The 23684-nt window shown below is 43.2% G+C and carries 23 protein-coding genes; 12 read left to right on the top strand and 11 right to left on the bottom strand.

Annotated features, from left to right (window positions below; genetic code table 11):
* Nucleotides 1-126: 126 nt before the first annotated feature.
* The 3 genes from C8D84_RS12115 (at nucleotide 127) to C8D84_RS12105 (ending at nucleotide 2243) form a co-directional block, all read left to right on the top strand.
* The gene (locus C8D84_RS12115; protein WP_109592459.1) at nucleotides 127-702 is read left to right on the top strand and encodes an isochorismatase family protein; all 576 of its coding nucleotides are present in this window, start codon (nucleotides 127-129) and stop codon (nucleotides 700-702) included.
* 190 nt (nucleotides 703-892) lie between these two features.
* A complete protein-coding gene (locus C8D84_RS12110; protein WP_109592457.1) occupies nucleotides 893-1522 on the top strand; it encodes an HD domain-containing protein in 630 nt (209 codons plus the stop codon).
* Nucleotides 1523-1637: 115 nt separating this feature from the next.
* Complete coding sequence (locus tag C8D84_RS12105; protein ID WP_109592455.1) at nucleotides 1638-2243, top strand: DUF1287 domain-containing protein; 606 nt, start codon at nucleotides 1638-1640, stop codon at nucleotides 2241-2243.
* Between the two features lie 132 nt (nucleotides 2244-2375).
* Here the strand turns inward: C8D84_RS12105 and asd are convergent, their stop codons facing one another.
* Complete coding sequence (gene asd / locus C8D84_RS12100) at nucleotides 2376-3212, bottom strand: archaetidylserine decarboxylase (RefSeq protein WP_109592453.1); 837 nt, start codon at nucleotides 3210-3212, stop codon at nucleotides 2376-2378.
* A gap of 112 nt (nucleotides 3213-3324) precedes the next feature.
* Between asd and dtd the strand changes: the two genes are divergently transcribed.
* From dtd to phoR, 3 genes are all read left to right on the top strand, one after another.
* The gene (dtd, locus tag C8D84_RS12095; RefSeq protein ID WP_109592451.1) at nucleotides 3325-3780 is read left to right on the top strand and encodes a D-aminoacyl-tRNA deacylase; all 456 of its coding nucleotides are present in this window, start codon (nucleotides 3325-3327) and stop codon (nucleotides 3778-3780) included.
* A 156-nt stretch (nucleotides 3781-3936) separates the two neighbouring features.
* Nucleotides 3937-4641 (top strand): phosphate regulon transcriptional regulator PhoB, encoded by a 705-nt coding sequence (phoB, locus tag C8D84_RS12090; RefSeq protein WP_055125876.1) that lies wholly within the window; start codon nucleotides 3937-3939, stop codon nucleotides 4639-4641.
* An 80-nt stretch (nucleotides 4642-4721) separates the two neighbouring features.
* Entirely contained in the window at nucleotides 4722-5825 is a 1104-nt protein-coding gene (gene phoR / locus C8D84_RS12085; protein ID WP_109592449.1) for a phosphate regulon sensor histidine kinase PhoR, read from the top strand.
* Here phoR and C8D84_RS12080 read toward each other — a convergent pair.
* Nucleotides 5822-6424 (bottom strand): M23 family metallopeptidase, encoded by a 603-nt coding sequence (locus C8D84_RS12080; RefSeq protein ID WP_109592447.1) that lies wholly within the window; start codon nucleotides 6422-6424, stop codon nucleotides 5822-5824. The genes phoR and C8D84_RS12080 overlap by 4 nt on opposite strands.
* A gap of 195 nt (nucleotides 6425-6619) precedes the next feature.
* On the opposite strand from C8D84_RS12080, the gene C8D84_RS12075 reads away from it, so the two are divergent.
* The gene (locus C8D84_RS12075; RefSeq protein ID WP_109592445.1) at nucleotides 6620-7330 is read left to right on the top strand and encodes a putative quorum-sensing-regulated virulence factor; all 711 of its coding nucleotides are present in this window, start codon (nucleotides 6620-6622) and stop codon (nucleotides 7328-7330) included.
* A 10-nt stretch (nucleotides 7331-7340) separates the two neighbouring features.
* On the opposite strand, the gene C8D84_RS12070 is transcribed toward C8D84_RS12075, so the two are convergent.
* Nucleotides 7341-8228 carry an alpha/beta hydrolase family protein gene (locus C8D84_RS12070; protein ID WP_109592443.1) on the bottom strand — a complete coding sequence of 296 codons (888 nt, stop codon included), beginning with the start codon at nucleotides 8226-8228 and terminating at the stop codon, nucleotides 7341-7343.
* Nucleotides 8229-8514: 286 nt separating this feature from the next.
* Here C8D84_RS12070 and C8D84_RS12065 point away from each other — a divergent pair, with 286 nt between their 5' ends.
* Nucleotides 8515-9192 (top strand): LOG family protein, encoded by a 678-nt coding sequence (locus tag C8D84_RS12065; protein WP_045455284.1) that lies wholly within the window; start codon nucleotides 8515-8517, stop codon nucleotides 9190-9192.
* Nucleotides 9193-9330: 138 nt separating this feature from the next.
* Here the strand turns inward: C8D84_RS12065 and C8D84_RS12060 are convergent, their stop codons facing one another.
* On the bottom strand, nucleotides 9331-10947 hold the full coding sequence (locus tag C8D84_RS12060; protein WP_109592441.1) for an FAD-dependent oxidoreductase: 1617 nt from the start codon (nucleotides 10945-10947) through the stop codon (nucleotides 9331-9333).
* Between the two features lie 525 nt (nucleotides 10948-11472).
* On the opposite strand from C8D84_RS12060, the gene C8D84_RS12055 reads away from it, so the two are divergent.
* A complete protein-coding gene (locus C8D84_RS12055; RefSeq protein ID WP_045447953.1) occupies nucleotides 11473-11907 on the top strand; it encodes a COG4315 family predicted lipoprotein in 435 nt (144 codons plus the stop codon).
* 109 nt (nucleotides 11908-12016) lie between these two features.
* On the opposite strand, the gene C8D84_RS12050 is transcribed toward C8D84_RS12055, so the two are convergent.
* Together C8D84_RS12050 and C8D84_RS12045 are read right to left on the bottom strand one after the other, a co-directional pair.
* Nucleotides 12017-13105: a peptidoglycan bridge formation glycyltransferase FemA/FemB family protein gene (locus C8D84_RS12050; protein ID WP_109592439.1), complete on the bottom strand. Its 1089-nt coding sequence runs from the start codon at nucleotides 13103-13105 to the stop codon at nucleotides 12017-12019.
* A gap of 227 nt (nucleotides 13106-13332) precedes the next feature.
* Nucleotides 13333-13956, bottom strand: a complete 624-nt coding sequence (locus tag C8D84_RS12045; protein WP_109592437.1) for a YceI family protein — start codon at nucleotides 13954-13956, stop codon at nucleotides 13333-13335.
* A gap of 467 nt (nucleotides 13957-14423) precedes the next feature.
* Here C8D84_RS12045 and C8D84_RS12040 point away from each other — a divergent pair, with 467 nt between their 5' ends.
* Nucleotides 14424-14705, top strand: a complete 282-nt coding sequence (locus C8D84_RS12040; RefSeq protein ID WP_011281173.1) for a type B 50S ribosomal protein L31 — start codon at nucleotides 14424-14426, stop codon at nucleotides 14703-14705.
* Nucleotides 14706-14821: 116 nt separating this feature from the next.
* On the opposite strand, the gene C8D84_RS12035 is transcribed toward C8D84_RS12040, so the two are convergent.
* From C8D84_RS12035 to C8D84_RS12020, 4 genes are all read right to left on the bottom strand, one after another.
* Entirely contained in the window at nucleotides 14822-15694 is an 873-nt protein-coding gene (locus C8D84_RS12035; protein WP_109592435.1) for an SGNH/GDSL hydrolase family protein, read from the bottom strand.
* A gap of 4 nt (nucleotides 15695-15698) precedes the next feature.
* Nucleotides 15699-17096, bottom strand: coding sequence for a nicotinate phosphoribosyltransferase (locus C8D84_RS12030; RefSeq protein ID WP_109592433.1), 1398 nt, complete (start codon nucleotides 17094-17096; stop codon nucleotides 15699-15701).
* Nucleotides 17097-17228: 132 nt separating this feature from the next.
* Nucleotides 17229-18278: a bifunctional nicotinamide-nucleotide adenylyltransferase/Nudix hydroxylase gene (locus C8D84_RS12025; protein ID WP_055125886.1), complete on the bottom strand. Its 1050-nt coding sequence runs from the start codon at nucleotides 18276-18278 to the stop codon at nucleotides 17229-17231.
* Nucleotides 18279-18455: 177 nt separating this feature from the next.
* Nucleotides 18456-19415 carry an alpha/beta fold hydrolase gene (locus C8D84_RS12020; RefSeq protein WP_109592431.1) on the bottom strand — a complete coding sequence of 320 codons (960 nt, stop codon included), beginning with the start codon at nucleotides 19413-19415 and terminating at the stop codon, nucleotides 18456-18458.
* 859 nt (nucleotides 19416-20274) lie between these two features.
* On the opposite strand from C8D84_RS12020, the gene nfuA reads away from it, so the two are divergent.
* Both nfuA and C8D84_RS12005 read left to right on the top strand, forming a co-directional pair.
* Nucleotides 20275-20958: a Fe-S biogenesis protein NfuA gene (gene nfuA / locus C8D84_RS12010; protein ID WP_045455268.1), complete on the top strand. Its 684-nt coding sequence runs from the start codon at nucleotides 20275-20277 to the stop codon at nucleotides 20956-20958.
* Nucleotides 20959-21164: 206 nt separating this feature from the next.
* Entirely contained in the window at nucleotides 21165-22487 is a 1323-nt protein-coding gene (locus tag C8D84_RS12005) for an O-acetylhomoserine aminocarboxypropyltransferase/cysteine synthase family protein (protein ID WP_109592429.1), read from the top strand.
* Nucleotides 22488-22627: 140 nt separating this feature from the next.
* Here the strand turns inward: C8D84_RS12005 and C8D84_RS12000 are convergent, their stop codons facing one another.
* On the bottom strand, nucleotides 22628-23647 hold the full coding sequence (locus tag C8D84_RS12000) for an adenosine kinase (RefSeq protein ID WP_109592427.1): 1020 nt from the start codon (nucleotides 23645-23647) through the stop codon (nucleotides 22628-22630).
* Nucleotides 23648-23684: the final 37 nt, after the last annotated feature.

The following is a 23684-nucleotide window of genomic DNA, read 5'->3' as shown; positions in this document are numbered from 1 at the left end:
AAAAATTATCTCCATTGACGCCCTCAGCAAACTATGACTAAATAAGAGTAAGGCTAATAAAGACAATATCAATGATAAAATTAACATAGCCTTTAACAATAAAGTCAGCCGTACAAGGAGTGTGCCATGTCTACTATGATTACCGACCGTACCTATCGAATCGCTCGCGAAAATACCCAAGCGATGATAATCGATGTTCAAGAACGCTTAACACCGCATATTTATGACCATGAAAACATCATCAAAAAAACAGTGACGCTTATTAAAGGTCTGCAAGCACTGAATATTCCTATCATGCTCAATGAACAGTATAAAAAAGGGCTCGGCGATACGCTACCTGAAATACGCGAGGTGTTAGAAGGCAATAACGCCAAAAGCTTTGAAAAGGTCACTTTTAGCGCCTGTGATAATGATGATTCGTGGCATTATTTAGCGCAGCAAAATCGAAGTATTGTTTTGCTATTTGGCGTAGAGACACATGTCTGTGTACTACAAACAGCGCTTGATTTGCTAGATAATGGTATGCAGCCCGTCATCATTGGTGATGCGGTGGGATCTCGTTTTCCATATGATAAAAAGCAAGCAATTCGCCGTATTCGCCGTGCTGGTGGTGTGATTACCACAGTTGAAACCATTCTGTTTGAGTTATGCCGCAGTAGTAAAGACCCTGCTTTTAAAACCATTAGTAACTTGATTAAATAGTTCTTTTACTCAAGATAGAACCGATAGCGCTTACTCACATAAGCGCTATTTTTTTATAATGGTGACGCTCATTAACGCTATTCTGTCATTCTCTTTTATAGCGCTGATAAAAGGTATAATGTATATCGGTGCTCAAAAGCGATTTTGAGTGTTATAAACTTACCTGCCAAATGCTAGAGATAACATAACCATGCCATCAACCAAACCCCTTTTATTAACCAACCCAACGCTTGCCTCAAACATTGACATAGATCATGTCACTCATTTCTTATTAGAGCTTGATGCGCTTAAACGTATCAATCGTCGTAGTTATGTGACGCATACCACACGCAAAGAAAACTCTGCCGAACATTCATGGCATTTAGCCATGGCGTGCTGGTCTATCGCTGAACAGTTTGAGCTAGATGTCAATCATGAAAAACTACTTAAGATGGCATTGGTACATGACTTGGGTGAGATTGACGCTGGCGATACGTTTTTATTCGCAAACAGTCGTAGCGAGGCGCACATTGAAGAACGCGCAGGCATTGCTCGATTGCAAGCTGAGCGTGGCAATGGCATCATGGATTTAAATGAGATTTGGGAAGAGCAGGAGACGGGTAGTAGTAAAGAAACCCAGCTGCTCAGAGTGGTTGATCGCTTATTGCCTTTTTTATTGAATTTAAATACCAATGGAAAAACGTGGATTGATGCTAACGTCACACGTTCGCAAGTGGCTGCGGCACTTGCTTTTATCAAAGACAGCTTTCCTCCCATTCATGATTGGCTATCAAAAAATATCGACTATGCGACTCAGAAAGGATGGTTGGTTGATGCTTAAGTAAAGCCATCATTTTGCCGTTTACATGTTTGCAAATATTTGTATTCTTTAAATATTAAAGCATTTAGAATTAGCTAAATGAGCGATTAAATACATTATATAGAGAGATTGTTAAATGAGAGTCACTGGCACTTATAAGGTTTTCGCTAAATCGCTCGTCTTTGTTAGCCTATTAACTTTGGCGCAACTAACTCAGGCCGCCGAGCCTATCAGTAATGGTGATAAACTGGCGCACGATGCTAAAAAACAGATAGGCATTACCACCAGCTATGATCCTGCTTACCGCAAGTTGGATTTTCCGCGTGGTGATGTACCGATAGAAACTGGCGTCTGTACCGATGTTATTGTCCGTGCTTATCGCTTGCAAAATATAGATCTACAGCAATTAGTCAACCATGATATGAAGTCAAATTGGTCGGCTTATCCAAAGACTTGGGGGCTGAAATCAACCGATAAGAATATCGACCATCGCCGAGTGCCCAATCTTGAAGTGTTTTTTGCGCGTCACGCAAAGACATTATCGACGACTGATAAAGCCAGTTTTCAAGCAGGCGATGTGGTGACGTGGCGGCTACCGAATGGCAATTTGCCGCACACGGGCATCGTCTCCGATAAAGTCGCTGCGGATGGTACACCGCTGATTATTCATAATATCGGACGCGGTACGCAAGAAGAAAACATCTTATTTGCTTATCCTATTCTCAAGCACTTTCGTTATTAACTACTTTTTTTATTAACTACTTTCATTATTAAGCTAGTACGTTGCGATAAGATAATTACCCACAATAAAAAGCTCAGTTCAACATAGATTAGGATGCTGGACTGAGCTCTTTTGAGTCGTTAAATCGCTTGCCTATGGAGTGTTAGCGACACCCAATAACTGTCCCATTTTCACCACACTATCGGCTTTCATACTGTCTTGCCAATCTGCTTTTGCGCCTTTTGGTAGAATGACAATTGCGGTTGAGCCTAAATAAAAACGACCCAGCTCATCGCCTTTCTCAAAGCTCATATTGTGCTCAGCTTCTTGAATATCATCAGTGCGAGCAATCTTACCAGTCGCCACTGTTTCGATACCAGCGACAATCATCGCCCCAACCATCACCACCGCTGCTTTACCATATACTGTATCAAACAGACAAACCAAGCGTTCATTACGCGCAAATAAGTCCGGCACGTTCGCCGCCGTAGTATTGTTGACCGAAAACAGCGTACCCGGTACATAACGGGTTTTGGTCAGAGTGCCGGCGAAGGGCATATGTACACGGTGATAGTTACTGGGCGCAAGATAAACCGTTGCAAAACTCCCATCCGCAAAATAGCGGCCATCTTCACTGTCAGCAAGCAGTTGACCAACGTCATAATAGCGACCTTTTGCTTGGAGCAATTTATGGTCGTCAATTTGACCCAACTGCGAGATAATACCATCGGCAGGACTGACGATACCATGAGGCGTCATGTCGATAGGGCGCGCGTCTTCTTTTAGCTCACGAGTAAAAAAATCATTAAAGCTCTCATAGGCGTTGAGACTTTGGCGCTCATACTCGTCTAAGCTGACGTTGTAGGCTTTAGCAAAGCTACGGATAAACGTGCGTTTAACATAAGGGTGGCGGCTAGCAGCTAGGCGCCCAGCAACTTTACTCAGTTGCTGCTGCGGGACAAGCTGTTGTAAAGTAATGAATACATTCATAATGAGGCTACCAAAATAGGGTGTGATGTAATAATTAATAAGCAAGAGAATGGCCGTATTTTATCATGGACGGCGTATTATTGTATGGGCATAATTGGTAAGGAATCCGTAAATGAAAGCACTTATACAGCGCGTACGCCGTGCTAGTGTCACCGTCGATGCGCAGTGTGTTGGTACGATTGAGCAAGGCATATTGGCTTATATTGGTTTAGGGCCTGATGACGACCTAACAAGCGCTCAGCGCATGGTAGATAAAATCCTCACCTATCGTATTTTTGACAATGATGATGATCCTGCCAAGTACGGCAAACTGGATAAAAATGTCCAGCAAGTTGGTGGCGGACTGTTATTGGTATCACAGTTTACGCTAATGGCAAAAACAGACAAGGGTCGTCGCCCTGACTTTGGTGGGGCGATGGCACCTGATGCGGCGCAAGCGTTGTTTGCGCAATTGGTCGCCTATGCCAACACGCAACATCCAAACCTGGCAACGGGTCAGTTTGGCGCTAATATGCAAGTGTCGAGCGTCAATGACGGGCCATTGAATTTCTTGTTAGAAGTGAATTGAGTAAACTAAGCATTAGCCGTCATTAGACTTATGAACCGCCTAAAAGTTGAATGTCATTAAACTGTCATAATTACCCCGTTTAATAGGGAGCAGCAGGCGAGCATTTATCGCCTTTTTTGTCAGCTAAATGTTGTCCTCTAACACTGAGAATGCCGTATGTATAATGAGCAAATTTTGATTGTTGAAGATGAACCTGCGATTCGTGAAATGATCGTCATGACGCTAGAGATGGCGGGATTTGATAGTCTGCAGGCAGCGGATGTATCTGAGGCGCACCAACAAGTGGTCGATCACCGCCCTGCGCTGATTTTGCTAGATTGGATGCTGCCCGGCGATAAAAGTGGCATTGATTTTTGCCGATTGCTCAAAAACGATGAGCTACTTGCTGAGATACCAGTCATTATGTTGACAGCTAAAAGTGAAGAGGACAGCAAGGTGCATGGCCTCGATGCTGGTGCTGATGATTATATGACCAAGCCTTTTTCGACACGTGAGTTAATATCCAGAATCAAAGCAGTACTGCGGCGTAGTAACGCGCTCAGTAGTGATAAACCTATCGAAATCGGCAATCTGAGCCTTGATCCCAAGAGTCAGCGAGTGACAGCGGCTGGTAAAGTGGTTGATGTTGGTCCTACGGAATATCGATTATTGGCATTTTTTATGAGTCACCCAGAGCGTGCCTATACGCGGACGCAGCTGCTAGACCAAGTATGGGGCGGTAATGTATATATCGAAGATAGAACCATTGATGTGCATATCAAACGTTTGCGGACATTATTACGACCGCATCAATGTGATACGTTGATACAGACAGTGCGTGGGACAGGCTATCGATTTTCTAGCTTTATTGAACCAATTTAACGGACGGTTTTTATTCGCTATAAAAGTAGTATGTTAATTGCAGCACAGTGAAAAACGGCGAATAGTGATAAGGATGATGGATGAACACCCTAATATCGGCTCAAGGCGACCAACAAAATAAGTCACTGCTAGCAACTCAGCAGAATACAACGGATCAACTCAAAAAAATTAGAAGCGCACTACGCGCATTGCGTGATGCGGTGGTTTTGCTCAATGACGATGATGGGCTCGAATGGTGGAATCAGGCTGCCGAAGATTTAATGTTGTTACAGTTGTCAGATAAAGGTAAGTGCATTTTTGACTTTATTAGTGCGCCTGAATTTCGTCAGTATTATCAGGCGACGACCAACCCTATCGATGGTGCTCAGGATGGTGTGCACATTGTCTCGTGGCGCGCGCCCAAGCGTTATCTAAAGTGTGAGCTCACGCCTTTTGGCGATGAGAAGCTGCTCATCATTTATGATGTGACGCGCTTGCATCATTTAGAAGAGATGCGCCGCGATTTTGTGGCGAATGTCTCGCATGAGTTACGCACACCGTTGACCGTCATGATGGGTTATCTAGAAAATTTTTCGGATCAGCCAGATATGCCGCCGCATTGGAAGCGCGGGTTTGAGCTGATGAGCCAACAGACTGCGCGTATGAATAGAATTGTAAATGACTTATTGCTGTTATCTCGCATCGAAATCGAAGAAACCCATGAGCTCAGCTATATTGATATGACCAAGCTGCTGACCCATGTTTATGATGATGCGCAAGCGTACAATCAAGAATATGGGCATACCATTCACTTGCAAATAGACACTTATGACGGACTGTATGGCTCAGAGATGTATCTAAATAGCGCGCTTTCTAATCTGGTGATTAATGCCATCAAATACACGCCCAAAGGCGGTAATATCGCCATTAGTTGGACAAAAACGTCAGAAGGTTGCCGATTTGCCGTCGAAGACAACGGTATTGGTATTGCACCTGAGCATATCGCACGGTTGACGGAGCGCTTTTATCGTATTGATAAAGGTCGTAGTCGGGCGACTGGCGGCACAGGGCTAGGTTTGGCCATCGTTAAACACGTCTTGTATCAGCATGAGGCTAATTTAAAAATTGAATCAGTAGAAGGAGTAGGCTCGACGTTCAGTATGGTTTTTCCAGCTGCCCACATTAGATCAGCTGCGATACCCTAATCTTTTTGTAAAAGTGGATAGGGGTTCACTGCACTGCCGCTGATATAAATACCGTAATGCACATGTGGCGGCGTACCTTTTGCATTGCCACTGTCGCCGACGTAGCCGATGATATCGCCAGCATCGACCCAGTCGTTTGGACTAATATCTGCATAATCTTCTAAATGCGCATAATAATGCCCTGCGCCGCCTGGTCCAACCACGACCACCACACGACCGCCTAACGTATTTTCACCAACTTTGCTGACGATGCCTTGTGTCGTGGCTCGTATTGGTGTGCCTCGTGCGGCAAAGATATCGATACCTTCATGACTGCGACCTTGACTGCGTGCAGCGCCCCATGTATCTGTTAGATGTTGTTCTGGAAGTGGACTGGGTAAGCTGTTTTCCGTCGGTAGTTCTTGCTGTAATAAACTGAGCTGTTGCCATTTTGCCATCACAAATGACTGAGTTTGTTGGCTGATACTGGGTAAGAGCCTGTCAAATACAAATAATAGCATCAACAATACAGCCGCTTTCATGAGTACACTGAGTACACGATTTAAAAAGGTTGGCCTTTTCTTTTGTTTTAATTGCGGATTATTGTCATCTGCTAGCATCGATCTCTCTTTAGTTTTTTAAATGGACTTCAATTGATATTATATAAGTGAAGTTATCTATTCTTTGTATGCCATTGTTATCTCTAGTTTTTATCCCCATAAATATAACGTTTCTTTTAAAGTTTACGTATTTTTAAAACGTTACATAAAATATCAATGTTGTTATCTATTATTGTTATCCATGGCTGAACTTTTATGACTGACACTGCGCTGATTATCGATACCGAAACCGACCAAGGTCGTGATCCGCGTCCGATTCAAGTGGCGACTATTAATGCGATGACGGGTTTTGAGTGGATGAAGTATTTTAATAGTGGTCGTTCGATATCACCAGTTGTCATTAGAATTCATGGCATTACTGATGATGATGTCGCTGGTCTTGAGCGCTTTGATTTAGAGGCGTTTGAGTTGCCACAGTATTTGATTGGTCATAATGTCCGCTTTGATTGGCGGGTTATTGGCAGTCCATCTACTAAGTTGATATGTACGGTTCGGTTGGCGCGTGTGGCTTTTCCAGAGTGGAGTGCTTATGGTCAGTCCAAATGTATCGAGCAATTATTAGGCAAAGAGGAAGCAAGTAGGATGACGATTGCCGCTCATGATGCGCTGGGTGATGCGCGTATGTGTTATCTGCTTTATCAGGCGTGTTGTGAGCGCCTAGCCATAGCACCGACGGATTTTGCTGCTGTCCATGCTATCGCTAATAAAGCCAATCCAGTGAGCAAAATGCCCTTTGGCAAACATAAAGGCACGCTGATTAAAGACGTGCCCATCAGCTACGTAAAATGGATGCTGGGTAATATCCACAATATGCAGCCGTCGCTTTATTCTGCCTTAACCAAGCGTGTCAAAGTAGAACAGGCAGCAAACATGAAAGAATCAATAGACGAATCCGTAGTTAAATAGGCTCTGAAGTCTATTGATTCTTTAGCCAATCAATCGCCATTTGCCACAGCTGCGGTGCTTTAGCGTTGGTTCTGCTACTAAAATAGCGCATATGACCGATGCTGTTTAGACCAAAGTCTTTGGGATCTAAAAACTGCTTTTCGACTGGCATTTTAGTAAAAACACGAATCATATCATCCATATTTTTGCTATTGGCAATGTCATCATCACTAAACCCTAGCCATAATGATGGCATAGTAATGTCATCATAAAAGTGCGTTTGTATACTTTTGCCAAAGGCTGTTTTGATATAGCCTGCGCCATTACACCATTCGCGCCACTGCCGAGACACGCCCCGTGGTAGCGGTTCGCCCATACCAATTTTATCTGACGGCGTGTACCCTAACGCCAAGTTGGCGAGTGGAATAAAGGCATCCATAAAACCCATCGCCTTGAGTTTATAAGGCATGCTCATATTTTTAATACGACCTGATGAGCAGGCGACATTGAACACTGAAGCGAGCGCACTATAATTTGGCATCAAACCAATCAGCTGACCGCCTGCACTATGACCAATTAAATGATAAGTGGCGTCGGCAAATTCATCTTGCAACGCATCAAGGACGGCTGGCATATCATGGCGACCCCAGCTAATCAGCGAGGCATCGCATTTAGCCAATGCAGACGACAGCGATTCACCGATGCCTTCATTGTCAAAGGTTAGTACACCAAAGCCATTTTCTGCTAAGTGAGTGGCAAAATTGTGATAAAACTGGCGCTTGATACCCGTTGCTGGCGCGATCATAACCGCTTTTTTTACCTCATTTTTAGGGCGATAGACAGTCGCTGCCAATGCCTGATTGCGCTCAGTCATGATACTCAGTGAATAAATATCCGTCTGATACTGTTTATTTTCCATGCTGTAACCTTCATATTGTTATGGTTCTATGCGGTGTGGAGTGGTTATTTATTTGCAATTATTTATCAATAATCTGCTCTTAAAATGTAGTCATTACGTAGTGATAAACCGCTTAAATTAGCTGATAGCCACCTGATAGCATCGCTTATGTTAAGATAAATGCTGGCAAGCAAGGCGTTCAATTGTGACTTTCAAGTTCTATGCTATTTATCTGGGGTGGTATTATCCATTAGGGTTTTAACGAGTATTTAACAAAAACAATCGATATAAAAATTAAGGAAGCTATATGCAAATGAAAATTAACAATGACACTTATGAAGTCATTACCAGTCAAGACATTACCAATATTGAAAAAGCAGTGGATAAATCAACGTTAACGATGCCGTTGGTAGCGGTTTATTGTGGTTCGCGTTTGGGCAATAATGAAGTCTATGAGCAGGCAGCCCGCGAGTTGGGTAGTGCTCTTGCCGACAATGGCATGGGTTTGGTCTACGGCGGCGCGAGCATCGGGCTGATGGGTGCCGTTGCAGATGAGGTGATTCAAGGCGGCGCGCAAGCGGTCGGTGTGATTCCAACCTTTATGCTCAAACATGAGATTGCTCATGAGCAGCTGACTCGCCTGCATTTGACAGATACCATGCACACTCGCAAAACCGTGATGGCGGAGTATGCAGATGCCTTTATTACCTTGCCGGGCGGGCTTGGTACTTTAGAGGAAATTATGGAAATCGCCACGTGGCGTCAGCTCTATCAACATGAAAAACCGATGATTATTTTGAATATCAATGGTTTCTATGATCGTATGATCGAGCACTTAAAATATACGGCTGACCAAGGTTTTATGAAACAAGAAGATCTGGAGCGTTTGGTGGTATGTAACACGATTAATGAAGCCATTGAGCTATTAAAAACAGTCGTAAAAATAGACGATGCAGTCGATACCGAAAAAATGGCTGGTAATTAAGAGTACATATTCTTATTTATAAATGCTTTGATCTGTAAATGCTTTTATATATAAATGTTTTCATCTTTAAAAAAGGAGAGAAGGGCTGATCATTAGCCCTTCTCTCCTTTTTTTGTTCAATTTTTAATAGAACGCTTTTTATATCTCAGTAGCACTTGCATCATTAGCCGTGTTAAAACCCTTTAAAGTTGTCCCGCCAATACCGTGATTTACATCAGCCATTGCTAATGGAAAGCCTCGTTGCTCAGCCAGTGTACGCGCGACTTCATCAATCGCCATGCTATCGTTTTTTGTCAAATACGCCCACTCATGAGCATAACGATTGCGGTTGGCTGGCGTGTCATGATCGATTAAGCCAAGTTCAGTCAATTCATCAACGATTTGATCAGCAGCAATCAAAGTTGATGATGCTTTGACGTTTTCCGCACGAGCATAGCGAATATTAGAGTACAAGCTGACATCAGCCACTCGCAGCGTATCGTCCTCACCGGGAATTTGCTGCCCACCATATAGCGCGTTACCGACCGTACGTGCGCTATGGAAGGTCGGTACAAACTCCGCCACATAATCAATCGCTTGCTGACTACGCGCTTGTAACGGTGCCTTATCCCAGCCATCTTCGATATAGTGCACATACTGCGGCGGCAGCTTAGGTTGGGCGCTGTCTTTGCTAGAGGCGACCAAGCCATCATTGAATAGCGTGATAAATTTACTCATGCCATGTATTTGAAAATAACCACCGGGATAAGGCGTGAGTTGAGCCATGCCTTCTGGTGTGCCGCGACTGCCATAAACGATAATCTCTGGTATCTGTCCGCCAGTATCATCCCAGTGGGTGATATAAGACGATTTAAACTCGACCATACGCGTGACTTTGACTCCGACCATATCGTCGATGACGCCCGTACGAAAACCGCAAGCGTTGATTAAGTAATCCACTTCGATAGATTCGGTTGTATTTTTGGTCTCAGATTCGGTTGTAAGCGGAGTTTCAGAGCTGGCAGCTTGCTGATAATCAATACGCCATTTAGTGACATGATGGTCTGCGTTTGAGCAGTTTTCACAATCAACAGGCATGACTTGCTTAACTTGTGTATCGGTAAAGACGTGTGCATGCTCATAATCTGCTAATGCCAATTGCGCAGAGGCTGCCAAGCGAAAAATATTCCAGCCGTACTCTTGTACGACAATCAGTGGAAACTTGACTTTATTCAAGTCCAAATATTTAGCGACTGGTATCATCCATTCATCAACCGACCGCGGCACAGTGACTTGTTCACGTTCTGACAGCGCAATGAGTTGCTCATGACTATAAAGCTGATAATAGTTTTCAGGTTCGCCCAACACTTTGTTATTAGCATCTTCGGCAATAAGCTTACGATACGCATCAGTCAAGATATCAAGACGTGGTAGCAAGTCTTCTGGCAAGCCTTCATCGCGGGTTGGCACAGCAAATACTGTTGGGCGAACATCGATGGTATAAGGATAAAGGCGCAATATATCGATACATTGTTTGAGGAGAGCCACACAATCTTCATCAGGAATTTCGCGGTATAGATTGCCGCCAGCATGCAAGTGACACATCGGTGGACCATCAATCAGCGATTTGTTTTTTTCAAATACATAAGTTTCAAGCCCCAATGCCGCAAGGCGAATAGCAATGGTTGCTCCTGCCGTACCACCACCAAGAATACCGACACGTTTGGCAGAGTGCGCTTGGTTTTTCACTGGGTTTTTAATGAAAGAGTGAGTCATTGTCGTTGTTATATCCTTAATAGCAGTTACAGCAGGTCATGCTCGGTGTATTTGTTAAATGTTTTATTCTAAAATCTTATTTTAAAAAATTTGTCCTAATGGATGTTGTTCTAAGCCGTTTATAACTATTGATATGCGTGCAAAGGACGTCAAGTTCAATATGCATATGAAGCCGCAAGGGTCATATTTGTCATTGTGTAGTAATTCTTAAGCTGTATAGGGTATTCTACGAAAAATGATAACCAATATGACGGCAAATACGTAAGTAGATAGGTGAGTTTTGTCAATGAATGGCTATGGCGCTTGATAGTAATGGCTGGCTATGCCAGTTTACCCAATTTGCAAATACATAAGCTTTTGTAAATTTATATATGGATAGAAACGACTGCGCTGTTGCATATGCTATATTAAAACTGCTTGAAGTCAGCGGTAGGTTTTTTTTGCCGTTTAAATCGTCTGACGATGAGAAAAATCCAAATAAAAACTTATGATGATAATCACAATCAAAATGACAAGGAAGTTATTATGAAACGTATGCTTATATTATCGGCTCTCACCGGTGTTTTAACGCTTACTGGTTGTACTACGTTAAACAATGTATTCGGCAATGATGATTCTGGCATGCATGATGTACAAGCCACCAATAAAAATACCGCGCCAGTCGCGAGTAAAAACGGCATGTTAGTCGATGCAAGCAATCACATGACCTTATATACCTTTGACAAAGATGGGATGAACAAATCAGAGTGTGGGAGTGCCTGTCTAATTGCTTGGCCAGCATTTATGGCACCGAGTAATGCCAAAGCATCAGGGCAGTTTGCAGCATTTCAACGTGAAGATGGCAAGTATCAATGGGCGGTAAATGGTAAACCGTTGTATTTCTATGCCAATGACACAAAGGTGGGCGATAAAGATGGTGACAATAAACTGGGCGTTTGGCATATCGTCAAAACCAAGTAAAGTAAGCCCATTGTCTACCGAAATGAAAGACAATTAGCATCAAAAAAGCAGCCATCGTAATGGCTGCTTTTTTATTGGCTTGAATGATTAGAATCGTAAAATAACGCGATCAAATATCTGCCAAAGCTTCAGCTTGTTCAGTCTCCAAGATAGTTTCTTTAGTAGGCTCTTTTCTATATAAAGGGAAAAATTCGGAGCGTAAATCATTTTCGGTGAACCAGCTATTAGCGACTAATGCTGCGTATTTTGCTGGATTAACGACGAGTCTATAAGTTTTGAATAATAACTCTTGTGAGCTAAACCCTTTTTTATACTCGTATAAAGAATCTAGATTAGAGCCTACGCCGCCGCCAAGATGCAGTAATTTATAATGATTGGTTCGGCCCCAATCACGAGCCACATGGGTAATGAGCTTGGAAGGTTGTAGATGGGTATAGGCGTTGAGCGTGCCTCCGAGATGAAACTGCATAATCCCCGATTCTTTGCAGATTGTGTAGATAGAGGAACCAATGGCTTTATTATCCTGATAGGCAGTTATCAGTAGTATTCTGTCTTGCAAATTTTCGAGCAAATTAAAAAAGTAATCATCATCAAAGAAGTAGTACTGATCTGCCTTCACCTGCGCCATCGTTTCTTTGTAAATATTAGAAAACATCACTGCATTCTCTCTGGTTAAACGCTCAATTTTTGTCACGACATCCATTTTTAAGGCTTTTTTAATACCTCTACGATGACGATTTTGAGTCTCACTCCAGTGCTCCTCTTCAGACTTACTCAAGTCAGACATCAATGTCAATCCATGAGTGAGTGCTTTGCCGACCGTTGGTAGCCACTCTTTATTGATGATTGGATGCAGTCGCATGAATAAAGACACACAGCCTTTTTCTAAGAGAAAGCCCCTTACTTCTGCCAATATTATGTCTAATTCGGCATCAGTGAGAGACTTATCCATGACAGGACCGCCGTAACCATAAGTAGAGGTGGCATCCCAATGCTCTGAGTCGATTTCTCTTATAATGAGAGGCAAAAAGATTTTTTTATTATTATAAGTGGCAATCACTCCTTGAGGAGTGCCTTTATCGACAATAGCTGACGCAGCAATCCAACCAGATAAGTGATAAATATCAAAGTGATAATCAGCGATGTTTTTATCCCAGTCTTTATTTATCTCGGTAAAGTCTACCTGTACTGTATCCATCTTTCTGCTCCCTCAGCGTTATGTTTTATATTCGTAAATCCGTATATATGAATATAACAATAAAAACTGAGGTTAACAAGCAAATGGGAAGTATTTATGCGACTTATTGAATATATATAAATGTTGAGTTAGTTGATTCATTATTGTCAAAAAAGCAGCCATCATAATGGCTGCTTTTTTTAGAGTATGTAGAGGAAGTAGTGATTTGTGCTTGACTAAAATTAGAATTATTTAGATTTTTTGGTGGTTTGCGCTTTTTTCTCTATCAACTCACCATCGATTTGGATCGGGACATTGGTGGTAATGCCATCTGCGAAAGCTGTCATACCATAGGCTGCGCGATCAATATTACCCGTTGCACGGAAGCCAATAACTGGTTCTTTGGTAAGAGGGCTGTTGGCGATTTTATTCAAAGTCACATCCAAAGTTAATGGTTTGGTTTGACCTAACATAGTAAAGTCACCTGTGACCTTGGCTTGTTGCGGATTTATAAATTTTACGCTGGTTGATTTAAAGGTCATGGTTGGATATTTGGCGACGTTAAAAAATTCAGCCTTTTTTAAATGCTCATCACGTGCATCCCAATTGGTGTCAATGCTATCGGTTGCAATGGTGAAGCTCATATTGGTTTTACTGGGTGCTTTAACATCGTAATTAACGACCCCTTTGACGTCGTTAAAATGACCCATGGTGGTCGAAAATCCTAAGTGATTGACAGAAAATCCCACACGGGTGTGCGAGTTGTCTAATTGCCATTGATTAGGTAATGCCGCACCTGCAACAGTAGTGAGTGCCAGTGCTGAACTGATAAGCAGGGCTTTTGCGCTATTTTTCATAACAGTATTTATCATTATATTGTCCTTATTGAGTGTTTATAAATAGTGGGTGCTTGATTAATGAGGCGAAATAAGACGGTATCCATCATCATTAACGAATGATGAATATCAAAAACAAATTATTAACTAAATCTAAATATAAAATGTCTATTGGTTATTTTAATTAATTTAATATTATACTAATATAGCGTGTACCTCTCAACAAAATAGAGATTTTGGTCACAACTTATCACATATATCACTCACAACTGCTGCTTGCGTCTAGCGATAAAAACCGTTAAAATCGCGGTTTGATTTTCCCGCTGGGGAAAGGCTAAGTGAGCAGAGGAATGGTGTTGGGTGCTGGAATAAGCCAGTGACGCAGCTGCCATACTTATCAATGTCCCTTAGTGCCTCAGTTACGTATGTCATGACTTGTTTGACACATCGTCTAAGATGGTGTTCAAGAGTGCTATACATACATCGGACATAGAGAGTTTATTATGCGTAAAGATATCCATCCTAATTACCAAGAAGTTTTATTCCATGACACTAACGCTGACGTGTTTTTCTTAACTCGTTCAACGGTTAAAACCAAAACCACTCGTGAATACGAAGGGTCAGAATATCCATACTACCCGCTTGATATCTCAAGTGCGTCGCATCCATTCTATACTGGCGAACAACGCAAAACTTCTACTGAAGGCCGTGTTGCTAGCTTCAACAAACGCTTTGGTGCATTTGGTGGCCGTAAGAAAGCTGCTGATACTGACGCTGCAGAATAATTCACACGTATTGCGTGATATTATTTTGAGCATGTGTTTTCTCAAACATGCACAGCTATAGTATTAAGAACATAAAAAAACCGCTGACTATTCAGCGGTTTTTTTTGTTTAGATTTTTAGAAGTAACGGCTCAATGGTTTGTAATCAGTCAACTCAGCATCGGAAGGGGAAGGGTTCAGTAACTGTATAATCAACTCTGACAATTGCTGCGCCCAATAGCCATACATGAGGCTGCTAGGATGAAAACCGTCACTGGCAAACATCACTTTGATATCGATTGGAGTACCGTTCGAATGCTCTGCTATCATTCGTGGAAAGTCAGTGGCCATGTAGGTGACACTATCATGAGCGGCGCAAACTTGCTGCAACGTGTTATCAAGGATAGAGGCTTTAGCACCCACAAAGTTACTTAGCGGGGCAGGTATCGCAGGCATTTGTGCCATCGGCGGTAGGCTTAAAAAAATCAACTCTCGCACGCCAAATTTACGCTGAGCGATAGCGATAATACTTTCAATTTGCTGTTGCCATTTATCCACCGAGACTTTAGAGGTGGTGTCGTTGACGCCGACACTCAGCACCATCACATCAACAGGCTGGCTAGGTGCGGGTAGAACATAAAGCCTACGCAAGATATCAAAGCTGGTATGCCCCGTCGTCGCTTGCAATGACCAGTTCAGTATATCAAACTGATTTTGGATAGCAGACTGCTGCGTCAGAACAGGAATTAAGTTACCGATAAGCGCTTCTTGCTGCGTCTCACTACCGACGCCAGCCGCCGCCGAATCGCCAACGACCATTAGGTTTAATGTGCGCTTGTGCGCATCTTTTGGCGACTCAATCGCGTCATTTAATTGAACTTGCCCGTGCCTTTCACCATTTGGCTCAGGTAGACGTACCGTATCACGCTTAATTTTGCGCCCTTGATAAAGATAAATAGGAGCAAGCAGTACATCTCTTGCCACCGAGGCGATTTTATTGCTATTTATCATATTGCTACCATCCTGCACGCTCCCGAATAGTGGTGAGATTGTCTTCAATTAATAATTTACCATCGACATAAATATCACGCAGTAGGTTATCTGCGTCTGCAGATAGGTCTTCAGCCTTGATGGTTTTTAGCTGTCCATTGCTGTTTTTGACCAGCGCCAAACGTCCCTTCTTTGAGCGTTTTGAGCGGCTGGTAATCGGGTCTTTATAGATGTCTGTCCATGTGCCATCGATAGAGATAGCGCTGGCTTTCATCGCCCAGCTCATGGTATCGCGGTTGACTTGTTGTAATAGACCACCGCCCATACCAAAGGTCACGTTATCTGCGCTAAAGCCTGCTTTCATGACCACATCAATGATCTTAGTTAAGCTTTGTGGGCTGATACCATCCCCTTGGATGACACGTACATAATCAGGTAGCACTTTATAGCCTTTACTATTAATCGTCGTTCCAAATTTTACTGCCAAGCGCTCTAAGGCTTCGCGAACCACTTTGGCAGGCTCACCACTATCGGGTCGGATGACTAAGGTGCCGCCCATATTTTTGACGTCGTCTTTCAGGCTGCCGCCCCAAATATTATCAATGGCGTTCCATAAGTCATAGCTGTCAGAGACCACTGAGAAGCTTTTACCAGCGCCGCCAAACTGCTCAATCATATTGGCAAAAGCAGCGGTTTCGCCATCACGACCCCACGCGGTCATGGTGCTATGCTCAGCGGCAGGAATAGAAAACGCGGGCATGTCCTTATCCATGTGGTACCAGCGGCTGGCAGCCACCAACGCTGTCATCGAATCGGTTCCAGCAAAGTTCACCAAATGCGCTAAGCTGCCGAGCGCGACAGACTCTTGACTAGATGCCCCGCGCGAGCCGAAATCGTGCAAACGAAAAGTGAGCGATTCGGTATTGTCCGCAGATTTTTCTAACGCCTGACGAATAATGCCTTTGCAATAATGCGAGACACTAGCGACGGTTGATGGATACCAAATGGCACGGAGTAGCGCCGTTTCGATATAGCTTGGCAGCCAATAAAACTCAGGATCGGTATTGATAACTTGGCAGACCACATTGGATACTGGCACGATGCTACCTTCAGGTATGGCTTCGATGCGCAGTGGCATGTAGCCGCCATGTTTATCAACCAAACGCTCCCAGCCAGCACGGTTAAAGGTCAAACCGTGTGCTTGAATGACCATTTCGGCTTCATCAATGTCTTGATGAGTGATTGGCGTGCTTAGATATTCTTTAATAAAGGCTTGCAAGCCAAAGAACACCACATCGTAGTCACCTTTACGCGCCTCAATATAGCTGGACAGATACTCACTACCTTTTGGGTATTGCACCCAATGTGAGGTTTTATAGCTGTCGCTATTTAGAATTAAATTATTTAAATTGCTGGTATACATCACAGAACTCCTCTGCTTTGAGTTGCCGTAGCTGCGTTAATGAAAGAACAGTTACGGCGGTTAGCCCTTGCTGTCTATCAGCTTGGGCGTGGAAAATTGTTAATGAAAAATCGGATAATCGTCTGATAAAACCTACAAACCAACCATTTTAGTAATAATTGCATAATGGTCTTCAAACATCATGGTAGCGTCAAGCTCAGCGAGTGGTAACCAAAAAGCCGTGGCTGCATCGTCGCCGCCTTTCACTTTTGGCAAGCCTTTTGGGTCATTTTTAAGTTGAAAATAAAAGGCTTGGGTAATCGTACGACCACGTGCTGAGCGATATGGGTCGTCAAAGGTATGCTGACTATGACAAGAGCCGCGCAATACTGGCTCAGGGACTTTAAGGCGAGTCTCCTCACGGAGCTCACGGATACAGGCGTCAAATAGTGTCTCTTTTGGGTTTAAAAACCCACCCGGCAGTGCCCACAATCCGCGCCCTGGCATACTACGACGCTCAACCAATAGAATATGTCCTGACTGGACAATTAGGGCATCTGCTGTCATAAAGGTTGGTGGATAAGGCGCTGATTCCCACTGTCTTTTATATTTATCAATAAAGTCCGCTTCTTCGTGCAGATTTTGATATTCGTCTGTCTTTTTGAAATCATTCAGAACCTTGCGCGTCGATTCAGGCGTGCGTTCAGGAGTCGGGGTCGCGCCCATTAGATAGCTATCACGAATTGGGGTGGCGGATAGATTGTGATAGCTCGGTACTGAGACGGACGCCCAGTTGGGGAATAGCGATAAATAATATGAGGAGCTGTCTTTCGAATGACCAATCAAGCCGATATCAGTTTGCAAATCACCAGTGACAGACTTCACGCCTGCTTGCACGTACTGTAGCCATCGCGTGTCGTTGTAGAGTGCATCATCTAGAGCAACGCAGTGAATGCGTGCCGCTTCTGCTGCTGAATACGCGCCTTTAATCATGGCAGCACGCTCAGCGACACTAAAGGGATTGCGTAAACTACGCGGTAAGTTAGCAGAGCCGATCAACATAATGACATTATCAGCACGCTTCAATGCTTCGTCGATGACCGCTTTATGTCCACGATGGAAGGGCTGGAAACGCCCGATAAAAACCAAATAACGATAGTGTTTATTGTCTTTAGCTGAACTTTGCTCTGATGATTCGCTCATATACGCCACTTTCCTACTACGGATATTTCATTGGTTAAAATTTATTGAGTAAAAAGTAATGACGCCAATACTGACACAGCCTATCACTCGCTGACAAGTATAAAGATGTTTAGAGGTGTGCGGTTTTTGGTTATAGTCCGTACCATGCTGTAGTTAGGCTACAACCGCACCGCTATTTTAACGGGCATGCTGCTCAATCCACGCGGTAACTGTTGGCCAAATTTCGTGAGCGGCGTTACGACTGATCATAATGCGGCTGTGCGTATAATCGTCCAAATCCCCATGGCTGAGCGAGTATTCTCGAAAAATATTGGCAGGGTTTTTAAAGGGTTCAAAAAACAGCTGACAACCACGAGTAGGGGAGATGAAATTGTCGCCTTTTGCGCTGATAGCATAGATAGGTATCGTGATTTTTGGCATCTGTTGCCGGTAGTCTAAAGGTGCATCATTAGCGGCGAATGTATCCATGCTGGCTGTATTAAATGTACGTTGCTTAAGAAAACTGCTGTTAAAGTTTTTTTGTAGATTCCAGTCGTACCACTGGTTCATCATATGATAGCTTTCATTAAAAGGCCCTAGCTTGATTTTTTTAGCAGGGATATAGCCAACCAGCCGCGTGAATAATTTTGCTACAAGAATTTTAGTATGATTTATCGGATTTATTGCAGCGCCATAAGCTTGGCAGGCAAACATGCTGGCGCTATTAATTTTATCGATATAGCAGGGATGCTGGATCAAAAACATCGTTAAACCAACCCCGCCGCCGCTGTGGGTGACGCAATGTAGATTATCGAGTTTTAATTCCTCAAAAAGATAGCGAAAAGTCGCTTCATAGTCATAGGTTGCAACCGTTTCGAAGTTGAATTTTTCTTTGGGTATTGAGCTTGCGCCATGACCGCGCCATTCCATGATGTAGCAATGATGACCGAGGCGGGCTAGATACTCAGCGATTTTCAGACAGGTTTGTTTGTCCGAAAACGTGCCGTGCGTCAAAAATATGTTTTGCGATTTTATGGCAAAGGTATTGGTGGTAGAGGTATCGCTCTTTGTTTCGTCTTTTGTATTATCCACAATCTTCCAAACGGCGATTTGTTCGTCGTCTTTGGTCGTTACTAGATTCAGTGTTTGTGTCATCATAAGATTGATTCAACTAAAATATGAAGTTTCTGCTAGCTTAAATGTAATGTTTAACAATGAAAATTATAGTAATAAATATAAAGATGCTAAAAAATTGCGTTATAAAATAACGTTTGAACATCCTCTTTTCTTCGATATCTAAGCGATCTCTATAGTCAATATAAAAGAATATCAACTGGAGTAATGGATTGCGAAAAAATACCAACGCTACATGAATTTTGATATAGCGAGACATAATTTCTTTTACAGCTTTGGTATAGTCAACACCCTCCGGTACTAAAAGCGCGACGACTATAATAAGGGCAACAAGAATGCCTAATATAATGATCAATAAGTAAACCTATAAGAAGATATTTAGGACAATACACTTTACCTTGTAAATAGATCTAAAACTAGCGCTAGAAAATAGCAAGCATGATAAGTGCTTTGGTTGTATGGTTTCACACAGTGTTAGACATGCCATAGTATTCGGAAGAAAGTAGGTGGTTAGTTAGTGTTCTAGGTGCTTGATAATCACGGTAGCTGTCTTTATATAGTAGGGGATATATCAATCATTAGATAAGCGCTATTTATCGTAACTATTTCGTCATTGTTAATAAAGCATTGATAAAACCGATAGCAGTCATTTGTGAGCATTTTGGTTTAATTCACAGTAGCGCAGTCGGAATTGTCGTCTGAGTACGTTATAATAGCTGCTATAAATTGAGCAAAATGTTATAACAACGGCAGTCCGTATTTTAAGACAACAGACCGTAATGATTGATAACCCGCATAACTTATACCCGCTACCTAATTTTAAATTCACGACACAGTAGCCATGACAGATATAGCGTTTGTGTCATAACGCATAGGACATATTATGAGTGAGCACAACCAAGCTGAGAGCCAACTAGACCAGTCAGCAGACTATGAATCAGCGCTAGATACTGAGCAAACTGTAGCAAAAAGCAATATTACTATTACTGAGTCAGCCCAAAGCTACTTAGCAGATTTGTTATCCAAGCAGGATACCGATGGTATCGGCGTGCGTATTTTCGTTGAGCATCCAGGTACGCCGCGTGCAGAGTGCTGTATGGCTTATAACCAACCGGGCGAAGAGGATAGCGCTGACCTGCGTTTTACGTATGACAGTTTTTCTGCGTTTATCGAAGCGGCGTCCGTTCCTTATTTAGAAGATGCGGTGATTGATTATAATAAAGACCGTTTTGGTGGTCAGCTGACCTTCCGTGCACCAAATTCTAAAGTACCTAAAGTGGGTGCAGATGCCAGTGTCGAAGAGCGTATCAACTACGTATTGCAGTCAGAGATTAATCCCGGCTTAGCAGCGCATGGCGGTGACGTACAGTTGCTAGAGCTGATTGATGAAGAAGGCGTTGGGCTGACTGCGGTATTAAAATTTGGTGGTGGTTGCCAAGGCTGTTCAGCCGTTGACATGACCTTACGTCAAGGCGTTGAAGTGCAGCTGAAACAACAAATTCCAGAGCTGACCCAAGTGATTGATGAAACCGATCATACCCGTACCGAAAACGCTTACTATAAATAGAAATCTCAGTAAAAGCCAAAGCGTTAAGTAATATCTGAAGAGTTATTTTAATTAAAAAGCCAAGTTTTGATGAACTTGGCTTTTTTTATTGCTATGATTTGGTAAATTGTTTTTTAGCTGAATTTTCAGTGGTAGATTGTTAATTAATAATTTGTTGATTAGTCATTTATTGATTAATAACTTTTATCGAAATAAAGGAATATATAATGAGTGACGAACAAGCAGCCCAGCAAACAGCCCAAAAATCAGCGACGCCTCAACGTCTTGAGACCTTGGCAATTCACGCCGGTTATAGCGTTGAGCCAACGACCAAAGCGGTCGCAGTGCCTATTTATCACACCAGCTCGTACGCCTTTGATAACACTCAGCATGGTGCTGATTTGTTTGATCTAAAAGTTGCAGGCAATATTTATACCCGTATTATGAACCCGACCAATGCCGTGTTGGAGGAACGCGTCGCGGCGCTCGAAGGCGGTATCGGTGCCCTTGCAGTAGCATCTGGCATGGCAGCCATTACTTATGCGATCCAAACCATCTGTGAAGCGGGCGATAATATCGTTGCTGTGTCGACCTTGTATGGTGGTACTTATAATTTATTTGCCCACGCATTGCCGCGTCAAGGTATCGAAGTCCGCTTCTTTGACCACAAAAACCCTGAGGCGATTCGTGATTTGATTGATGACAAAACCAAAATGGTCTTTGCCGAAAGCATCGGTAATCCATTAGGCAACATCGTTGATATTCAGGCATTAAGTGATATCGCACATGAATATGGTGTGCCAGTCGTGATTGATAGTACGGTTGCGACGCCTGCGTTATGTCGTCCTTTTGAGTTTGGTGCGGATATCGTGATTCATTCATTGACCAAATATATGAGTGGTACGGGAACCTCGATTGGTGGTGCGATTGTCGATAGTGGTAAATTCGCATGGGGCGACTATCCTGAGCGTTTTCCCTTATTGAACATGCCAGATCATAGTTATCACGGTGTGAACTTTGTCAAAGATGTCGGTGCAGCAGCCTTTATCGCTCGTGCTCGTGTGGCACCGCTGCGTAATACTGGCGCGGCACTTAGCCCGCTCAATGCTTTTGGTATTTTGCAGGGCATGGAGACATTGAGTCTACGTATGGAGCGCCATGTACAGAACGCCCAAGCCGTTGCAGAATATCTACGTGACCATGATAAAGTTGCCTGGGTAAAGTATGCGGGTTTACCGGATCATCCTGAGCACGAGCTTGCCAAAAAATATATGAAAGGCACGCCTTCTGCTATTTTGACCTTTGGAGTCAAAGGTGGTCTAGAAGCAGGTGCGCGCTTTATCGATGCGCTGCAATTGATTACTCGTTTGGTCAATATCGGTGATGCCAAATCACTAGCCTGTCATCCAGCGACAACGACCCATCGCCAGCTCAATGAGCAAGAGCTCGAAAATGCAGGTGTAAGCACTGATATGGTTCGTTTATCAATTGGTATCGAGCACATCGAAGATATCAAAGCGGATCTTGCGCAAGCATTAGCCTCGGCTTAGTATTAAACGCTTTTTATTGAACTGAGCCATGTGAGCTGAGCAATGTGAACTGAATAATTTGTCTCATAATTAATAATAAAAAAGCCCATATCAATCGATATGGGCTTTTTTTATTATCGGCAATGACAGATTTTTATAAGTTAAGCAGATAGTACACGCTTTGCAATATCTCTATAATCTTGTGAGGCCAATCGTGGTCCAAACTGTTGAATCACCTGCGCCGCCACTTCGCTGGCAAGACGACCACATTCAGGCAAGCTATAGTGCTGCGACAACGCGTATAAAAATGCTCCTGCGTAATTATCACCGGCACCGTTGGTATCAATGACATTAGTAACGATTGGTGTAGCAACTTCATAAATCTCAATCTCTGATTTGTCATCAGCTTTATGGGCGATCGTTGCACCATTGGCACCATCAGTGACGACTGCCGTCTGGCAATACTCAAGCAGTGCGCGTGCGGCTGCCTTGACTTGTTTTTTGTCTGTAAAGAGTTTGGCTTCCTCACTATTACAGAATATCACTGCCACTTTATTGCCCAGCATATTGAGTAAACCGTCTTTGGCAAGCTTCACCACGGCAGGATCAGCAAAACTTACGGCAATTTTTGCAGAATGAATCCCTGCTTGTTGACGCAACTGAGTCATGGCAGGCTGAATACTCTCAGTCATGGCCAAGTAGCCTTCTATATATAGCCAGTCAGCTTGTGTCAGCGCATCAAAATCGACATTTTCTGCGGTGATTTCGCTTGAAGTGCCGAGATAAGTTTGCATGGTGCGCTCGCCATCTTCAGTCACTGCGACCACACATGAACCCGTTACTCCGCCTGCATGGATAGACTTTTCTGAAGTTGCAACACCTGCTTCATGTAAGTCTTTTAGATAAAACTCGCCTTGTTGATCGTCACCAACGCGACATGCATAAAATGGCTTGCCGCCTAAACTGGCAAAGGTATACATCGTATTGGCCGCTGAGCCACCACCAGCCTGCTTTGATGGTGCAATTTCTGCCAGCTTAAAATACGCCAATAATTGCTGTTGCTCGTCGATACCTGCCAGCGTCATATTGCCTTTGGTCAAATCAGTCTCTTCTAGCGCCGCATCTGACAATACATATTCATGGTCAACCAATGCGTTGCCTATCGCCATTACATTGTACATTGCTCACTTCTCCTCAATAGTTTTATAACTGTCTGTA

It is taken from the genome of Psychrobacter immobilis (assembly GCF_003148585.1).
Lineage (GTDB): Bacteria > Pseudomonadota > Gammaproteobacteria > Pseudomonadales > Moraxellaceae > Psychrobacter > Psychrobacter immobilis.
This window is presented reverse-complemented; position numbering and strand designations above follow the sequence as displayed.

Bases quoted from the DNA above. Each gene is read 5' to 3' on its own strand.
- C8D84_RS12045 (WP_109592437.1), bottom strand. From the start codon at position 13,956: ATGATAAATACTGTTATGAAAAATAGCGCAAAAGCCCTGCTTATCAGT.
- C8D84_RS12070 (WP_109592443.1), bottom strand. From the start codon at position 8,228: ATGGAAAATAAACAGTATCAGACGGATATTTATTCACTGAGTATCATG.
- phoB (WP_055125876.1), top strand. From the start codon at position 3,937: ATGTATAATGAGCAAATTTTGATTGTTGAAGATGAACCTGCGATTCGT.
- C8D84_RS12080 (WP_109592447.1), bottom strand. From the start codon at position 6,424: ATGCTAGCAGATGACAATAATCCGCAATTAAAACAAAAGAAAAGGCCA.
- C8D84_RS12030 (WP_109592433.1), bottom strand. From the start codon at position 17,096: ATGTATACCAGCAATTTAAATAATTTAATTCTAAATAGCGACAGCTAT.
- dtd (WP_109592451.1), top strand. From the start codon at position 3,325: ATGAAAGCACTTATACAGCGCGTACGCCGTGCTAGTGTCACCGTCGAT.
- C8D84_RS12105 (WP_109592455.1), top strand. From the start codon at position 1,638: ATGAGAGTCACTGGCACTTATAAGGTTTTCGCTAAATCGCTCGTCTTT.
- C8D84_RS12005 (WP_109592429.1), top strand. From the start codon at position 21,165: ATGAGTGACGAACAAGCAGCCCAGCAAACAGCCCAAAAATCAGCGACG.
- C8D84_RS12040 (WP_011281173.1), top strand. From the start codon at position 14,424: ATGCGTAAAGATATCCATCCTAATTACCAAGAAGTTTTATTCCATGAC.
- phoR (WP_109592449.1), top strand. From the start codon at position 4,722: ATGAACACCCTAATATCGGCTCAAGGCGACCAACAAAATAAGTCACTG.
- C8D84_RS12065 (WP_045455284.1), top strand. From the start codon at position 8,515: ATGCAAATGAAAATTAACAATGACACTTATGAAGTCATTACCAGTCAA.
- C8D84_RS12060 (WP_109592441.1), bottom strand. From the start codon at position 10,947: ATGACTCACTCTTTCATTAAAAACCCAGTGAAAAACCAAGCGCACTCT.
- C8D84_RS12050 (WP_109592439.1), bottom strand. From the start codon at position 13,105: ATGGATACAGTACAGGTAGACTTTACCGAGATAAATAAAGACTGGGAT.
- C8D84_RS12075 (WP_109592445.1), top strand. From the start codon at position 6,620: ATGACTGACACTGCGCTGATTATCGATACCGAAACCGACCAAGGTCGT.
- C8D84_RS12115 (WP_109592459.1), top strand. From the start codon at position 127: ATGTCTACTATGATTACCGACCGTACCTATCGAATCGCTCGCGAAAAT.
- C8D84_RS12025 (WP_055125886.1), bottom strand. From the start codon at position 18,278: ATGAGCGAATCATCAGAGCAAAGTTCAGCTAAAGACAATAAACACTAT.
- asd (WP_109592453.1), bottom strand. From the start codon at position 3,212: ATGAATGTATTCATTACTTTACAACAGCTTGTCCCGCAGCAGCAACTG.
- nfuA (WP_045455268.1), top strand. From the start codon at position 20,275: ATGAGTGAGCACAACCAAGCTGAGAGCCAACTAGACCAGTCAGCAGAC.
- C8D84_RS12110 (WP_109592457.1), top strand. From the start codon at position 893: ATGCCATCAACCAAACCCCTTTTATTAACCAACCCAACGCTTGCCTCA.
- C8D84_RS12055 (WP_045447953.1), top strand. From the start codon at position 11,473: ATGAAACGTATGCTTATATTATCGGCTCTCACCGGTGTTTTAACGCTT.
- C8D84_RS12000 (WP_109592427.1), bottom strand. From the start codon at position 23,647: ATGTACAATGTAATGGCGATAGGCAACGCATTGGTTGACCATGAATAT.
- C8D84_RS12020 (WP_109592431.1), bottom strand. From the start codon at position 19,415: ATGATGACACAAACACTGAATCTAGTAACGACCAAAGACGACGAACAA.
- C8D84_RS12035 (WP_109592435.1), bottom strand. From the start codon at position 15,694: ATGATAAATAGCAATAAAATCGCCTCGGTGGCAAGAGATGTACTGCTT.